4 protein-coding genes are annotated in these 5,631 nt (G+C 60.1%); 2 read left to right on the forward strand and 2 right to left on the reverse strand.

What is annotated here, in order from left to right; all coding sequences use genetic code 11:
* Together EN879_RS22560 and EN879_RS22565 are read left to right on the forward strand one after the other, a co-directional pair.
* Window positions 1–807: ATP-binding cassette domain-containing protein (locus EN879_RS22560; RefSeq protein ID WP_164774523.1), on the forward strand; the 807-nt coding region annotated here is incomplete at its 5' end.
* Between the two features lie 14 nt (window positions 808–821).
* Window positions 822–1,808 carry an ABC transporter permease gene (locus EN879_RS22565; protein WP_158515814.1) on the forward strand — a complete coding sequence of 329 codons (987 nt, stop codon included), beginning with the start codon at window positions 822–824 and terminating at the stop codon, window positions 1,806–1,808.
* Window positions 1,809–1,903: 95 nt separating this feature from the next.
* Here EN879_RS22565 and EN879_RS22570 read toward each other — a convergent pair whose 3' ends face one another.
* A complete protein-coding gene (locus EN879_RS22570) occupies window positions 1,904–4,456 on the reverse strand; it encodes an ATP-binding cassette domain-containing protein (RefSeq protein ID WP_063170562.1) in 2,553 nt (850 codons plus the stop codon).
* 83 nt (window positions 4,457–4,539) lie between these two features.
* Window positions 4,540–5,631: substrate-binding domain-containing protein (locus tag EN879_RS22575; protein WP_127274253.1), on the reverse strand; the 1,092-nt coding region annotated here is incomplete at its 5' end.

A 5,631-nucleotide genomic window follows, 5' to 3' on the forward strand; every position in this document is an offset into this window, starting at 1 on the left:
GAGATCGAGCCGAATGAAATTCATCGCCGCATGGTGGGGCGCGAGCTCGCCAGAAGCATCTATCCGCCGCGGCCGCCGGGAGATCCAGGCAAGCCTGTTGTCTTCGAAGCCTCCGAGGTCGCCGTTGGGCGAGAACTCGGCGGCGTCAGCCTGGATGTGCATGCCGGCGAAATCCTCGGCCTTGCCGGATTGAAGGGCGCTGGCGCCGAGGCGCTGTTCGCAGCCATTTGCGGCGACTTGCCCTTGCGTGGTGGCTCGATGAAGCTTGCGGGTGGTTCTTATGCGCCGTCGAGTCCGACTTTCGCCTGGGGACAGGGCGTCGCCTACCTGCCGGGTGACCGTCACAATGAGGGCCTGATCGCCGACTTCAGTATCCTCGACAATCTGGTGATGGCCCGCCCGCCGCATCATGGGCCGTTCTTTGATCGCGCCGCTGCCACTGCTATCGCGGGTGACCTGATCGCCCAGATCGGCATCAAGACACAAAGCGTCGATTCGTCCTGCCGTTCGCTCTCGGGCGGTAATTTGCAAAAGGTGGTGATCGGCAAATGCCTGGCTGTCCAGCCGCGCTTGCTCCTGCTCAACAATCCTACACGCGGGGTCGATATCGGCGCCCGAACGGAAATCTATCGCCTCGTCAGGCAGAAGGCGGCGCAGGGCCTCGCCGTGATCCTGTCATCAGAAGACATGCCCGAACTGATCGGTATGTCGGACCGCTTGCTGGTGCTCCGGCAAGGACAAATTACGCATCGCATCGAGACGGCAGCCGATGCCACCGAGCATGACATTATTGGACATATGGCCTGACCATGGAAACGAACGTGACCTCGATCGCCACCAAGACACCGAACGCAACCAGGGAACCCGGCGTCAATGCCAAGTTCGAAGTCGTCAAACGCGGCTTTCCGCTTGCCATGCTCGTCCTGCTCATTGTGATCTTCTCGATGGCCTCGCCACGCTTCCTGACCTTCAGCAACCTTCTCATCGTGCTTCAACAGGGCACGGTGCTGCTGGTTGCTGCGCTCGGCATGACCTTCGTCATCATGGCCGGTTCAATCGATCTTTCGGTCGGTTCAATTGTTGCACTCGCGGCATTGGCAGCCGCATTGACAGCTGACAGCCTTGGCGCCGCGGCGATCATTCCCGCCATTGCCGTCGGTGCTGTTGCCGGATTGATCAACGGTGTTCTCCTGGCCAAAGGCAAGGTGCCGTCCTTCATCGCAACCATGGGAGCGATGGTGGTCTATCGCGGCATCGTGCTGCTTTTTACACGTGGCGCTCCTGTCTCGATCGAGGATGAGCAATTCCTTGATGTCTATACCAATCGGACTTTGGGCATTCCGCACTCCGTGATCATTGGCCTGGTGCTAATGGTTGTCGCGTATGGCATCATCAACAGGACGGTGTTCGGGCGCGAGGTTCGCGCCATAGGCGGTGGGGAACGTGTCGCCATTCTAACGGGCATTCAGGTCGCGCGCGTGAAAATCTATATGTATGTGCTTCTCGGTGCCTTGTGCGGCATTGCCGGCTTGCTACAAGCCGCGCGCGCCATGGCCGCCACCGCCCAACTCGGGGAGGGGCTTGAACTGGACGTCATAGCCGCGGTGGTCGTCGGCGGAACACCATTGACTGGAGGCGTAGGCAGTGTTGTCGGTACCATGCTGGGCGTTTTGATCATCACTCTGCTTTCCAACGGCATGAACATGGCCGGTGTCGATCCGTACCTTCAGAATATCGTCAAGGGTACGGTTTTGGTCTGCGCCGTATTCGTGACCATTGATCGCAAGAAGATCGGCATCATCAAGTGAGCGGAAGCGTCGACATGCGGTTGGGGGAGATCTTGCGCCTTCTTAGCGGATCTTCGCGCACTCGACGTTGTATATCCAGTCTGCGGCAGTTCGTTTCACGGCCTCTCGATGGACGCTGACCGGGCCTGTGAATAGACTGCCACTGCGATCAGGGTCAGCAGGCCGATGAACCAATATTGCCAGGCTTGCGACAGGCCCAGGAAAACCATCGATGAATTGACTTCCTGGATCAGGACGGCGCCAAGCAGCACGCCGATGAAACTGCCGCGTCCGCCAAAGAGACTGGCTCCGCCGAGGACCACTGCGGCAATGCTGCCCAGCGTGTATTCGATGCCCTGATTGGGATCGCCGATGCCGAGCTGCGCCACCACCATCATGCCCCCAAGCGCTGTGAGCAAGCTGCAGGCGATGAACGCGCCGACGACGGTCCAGCCTGTGCGCACACCAATATGCGCCGCTGCCTTCTCGTTAGAGCCAACGGCGCGCAAGCTCATTCCCCAACGGCTGTAGCGCAAACCGACTTCGAGGATGATTGCCAGGACCAGCGCGACGATGAACACGACCGGAATGCTACCGATTGTGGCTTTGATGGTATCCATGACGGTGGCGCTGATGGCTCCATCGGGATAGGGCCGCAGCAACACCGAGATGCCCTGAATGATGATGTAAACCCCTAGCGTCGCGGCGACGGAGGTGAAGTTCCCGAACCGAACCAAGGTCCCGCTGGTCAGGCCGACGAGGGCTGCGGCGCCAAACACGGCCAACACGCCAACGATTATCGTTCCCATGCCGGCACCTTCATTCAAAAAGAATGACGCGATGACGAGGCTCAAGCCGATCAACGGTCCGACCGACAGATCGATCCTGCCGGTGAACACTGCGCACATCTGGCCAAAGGAGACGAACGCCAGTGCTGCGGAAAGGAACAGGATCTTCTCGATGTTGAAGCCTGAGACGAAACGAATGTTGTGGCCAGACGCTACCAGGCCCAGCAACACGATTAGCCCGGCAAGCACGAAGCTTGGAACATAGTCGCCGGCGGCAACCATTCGCAGCCAAGAGCGCGTAGTGCCGGATCTGTCTCGTCCTTGCTGGTCGGTCTTGCGATGGGTGGTGGCCGTTATCATGGTCCGGCCGATATTGGCCTCATTGACGTCTTGGCCTGAGAGTTCGCCCACGACGTGCCCACGGGAGAAGACCAGCACGCGGTCGCATAGGCCCTCAAGCTCGACGATATCGGATGAGACGATAACCACCAATGTCCCGCGCGAAGCGACGTCACGCAGGATGCGATAGATTTCGGCGCGGGCACCCACGTCAACCCCGGCTGTCGGCTCCTCTGCCAGCACGAGTGAAGCCTCTGCCAGGAGAGCTCGTGACAGGATCGTCTTTTGCTGGTTCCCGCCAGACAGCGTGGCGACATTCTGCTCGATCGATGCCGCGCGAATGTTCAGGTCCACTCGCTGGGCTTCCATTTGCCGCCGTTCGAGCGAACGGTTCACGACGCCAAAGTTCGCGAAACGTGACAGGGCCGAGATGGTACCGTTTTCGCGCACGGAAAGACTGGGAAAAAGGCCTTCATGCTGGCGGTCGGGAGACAGATAGATAATGCCGGCACTACGAGCGGCACCCGGGTTGCCGAGCGGCACGGTCTTCCCGTCCAGAGTGACGGCTCCACGGGCATTTCCAAGACCTGCCAGCGAACGCAGGAAGTCGCTCTGGCCGTTTCCGGTAATGCCGGCGATACCAACGATCTCGCCGCCACGCGCCGACATGTTGATGTCTACGAAATCAGCGCCCGAAAGCCCTTTGACCTCAAGAACACTTGCGCCACTCATGACACCGGATGATTTGGGCGGAAATTGCTTGGTAACGGTGCGTCCGACAATGAGGTTGAGGATCTGGTCATCGCTGACATCGCGCACAGGTGCCGATCCCTTCACTTCTCCGTCACGCATGACGGTGACAGTGTCTGCGATCTGTCTGATTTCCTGCAGCCGATGCGAAATGTAGATGACCGCCGCGCCGCGAGCCGCGGCTTGGCGCACGTTGCGAAACAGGATATCGACAAGGTCGGCTGTCAAAGCCGCGGTGGGTTCGTCAAGAATGAGGATCTTCGGGTCGATCGCAAGCGCCTTGGCAAGTTCTATCAGTTGGCTTTGTGCTATGTCGACATCACACAGCCGGGTCTTGGGATGAACGGCAGAGCCAACACGATGGAGTTGGGCGACTACCCAGTCATTGGCATTCGCATAATCCGTTCGAAGCGCTGCTGGAACTGCAAGCAGCAGGTTTTCAGCCACCGTCAGATCAGGAAGCACTGCCGGGTGCTGATGCACGATGGCGAGCCCGAGCCGTTGCGCCTGTGCCGCGCTCAAGCGATCTACAGTTTGTCCGCATATTTCGATCGAACCCTGATCGAAGCTCAAATTTCCGGAGGCAATGCCCATCAATGTCGACTTGCCTGCGCCATTTTCTCCCAGAAGCGCATGAACCTCGCCACATCGCGCGTCAAACGAGATGTCCTTCACGGCGACGACATTGCCGAAACGCTTCCACACGCCTTGCATGCGCAAACCCAACGGGCTGTCCAACGCAGTACTGGTCGGCGTTGCCCTGTCAGCCTGAAGCTGCTCGACGGTGGCCATGGGTCGATCCTCCTAAGTGACTTCCATCATCCTGCTTGAGGAGATGAAGGGGCGGACAGAAGCCCGCCCCTTTTGGCTCGAGATCAGAGACCGCCCTTGAGGGCTGCCAGGACCTGTTCGTCAGGCAGGCTGGTGCCGTTTGAAGCGGATTCAGGAAGCTTCGGATTGCAGAAAACCGTTCCGGCAAGCGAATCCTCGAGCTGGAAGTTCGTCACTTCCTTCACACCGGCCTCGGCCACCGTATGCTTGGTGCCGTTGGGGTCGGTTATGACGAGCGGCTGATCCATCTTGCCGCCGGCTGCCTCGGCGATCGCCCAGCGTACGGCCAGACGTACGTTCCACTGCTCGGCGCTGTTTGTCGTGTACTGGAAGGTGGACTTCGCGTCGGCGTCATGCAGCTTCTTCCAGGTGCAGCCGAACACATTGGCGTCTTCACCGGCAATAAGCGGAAGCGGCCGACCGGCGCGTTCGAAGACGCCCGAGGCGACAACGCCCATGCTGAGGTCGGCGATGACACCGTCGATCTGCGGATACTGGGCAATCAGCGCGCCCAGTGATTTGGCGACCATGCTGGAATCCCAATTCGTCACTTCGAACGGCTTCTGCCCGATCTGGACGATGCCCGGATAGTCCTTGAACGCTTCGAGGATGCCATCGGCGCGCTCACGGCTCTGGCTGGTTCCGGCAGGTCCGCCGAGATAGGCGACATTTCCCTTGCCGTGGAGGGCCTTCGCCATCCATTTTCCCCAGTCGACGCCGTCCTGGTGGAAGTTCGTGCCGACGAAAACGCTGTAATCCTTGCCTTCCTCACCACCGACACGGGCTCGGTACGGCACGACGGTGCTGCCCTGCTTGAAGGCATCGCGGATCGCCGGCAGCATGGCCGGGCCGGCATCGGGGAACACGACAATGGCGTTGACGCCGCGCGCTGCGAGACCGCTGAGGTCGGAAATCGCCTTCTGGGTGTTACCTTGCCCGTCTGTGTGATCCCAGCCGGTGACGTTCGGGCACTGGCTGGCCTCGTTGATCGCTGCGGCCGTCGTCATCTGCCGCCAGGGGTTCTGGGCGAAGCCATCTGCCAGCGCGACAGAAATCTCCTTCGTTCCGCAAAAGCTCGGTGGTGTCGCCGCCGGTTCGGCGCAGAAGACACCGCCGGCGATGCCCTTGCACCAATC

It is taken from the genome of Mesorhizobium sp. M7A.F.Ca.AU.002.02.1.1, from assembly GCF_003998535.1.
GTDB classification, from domain to species: domain Bacteria; phylum Pseudomonadota; class Alphaproteobacteria; order Rhizobiales; family Rhizobiaceae; genus Mesorhizobium; species Mesorhizobium ciceri.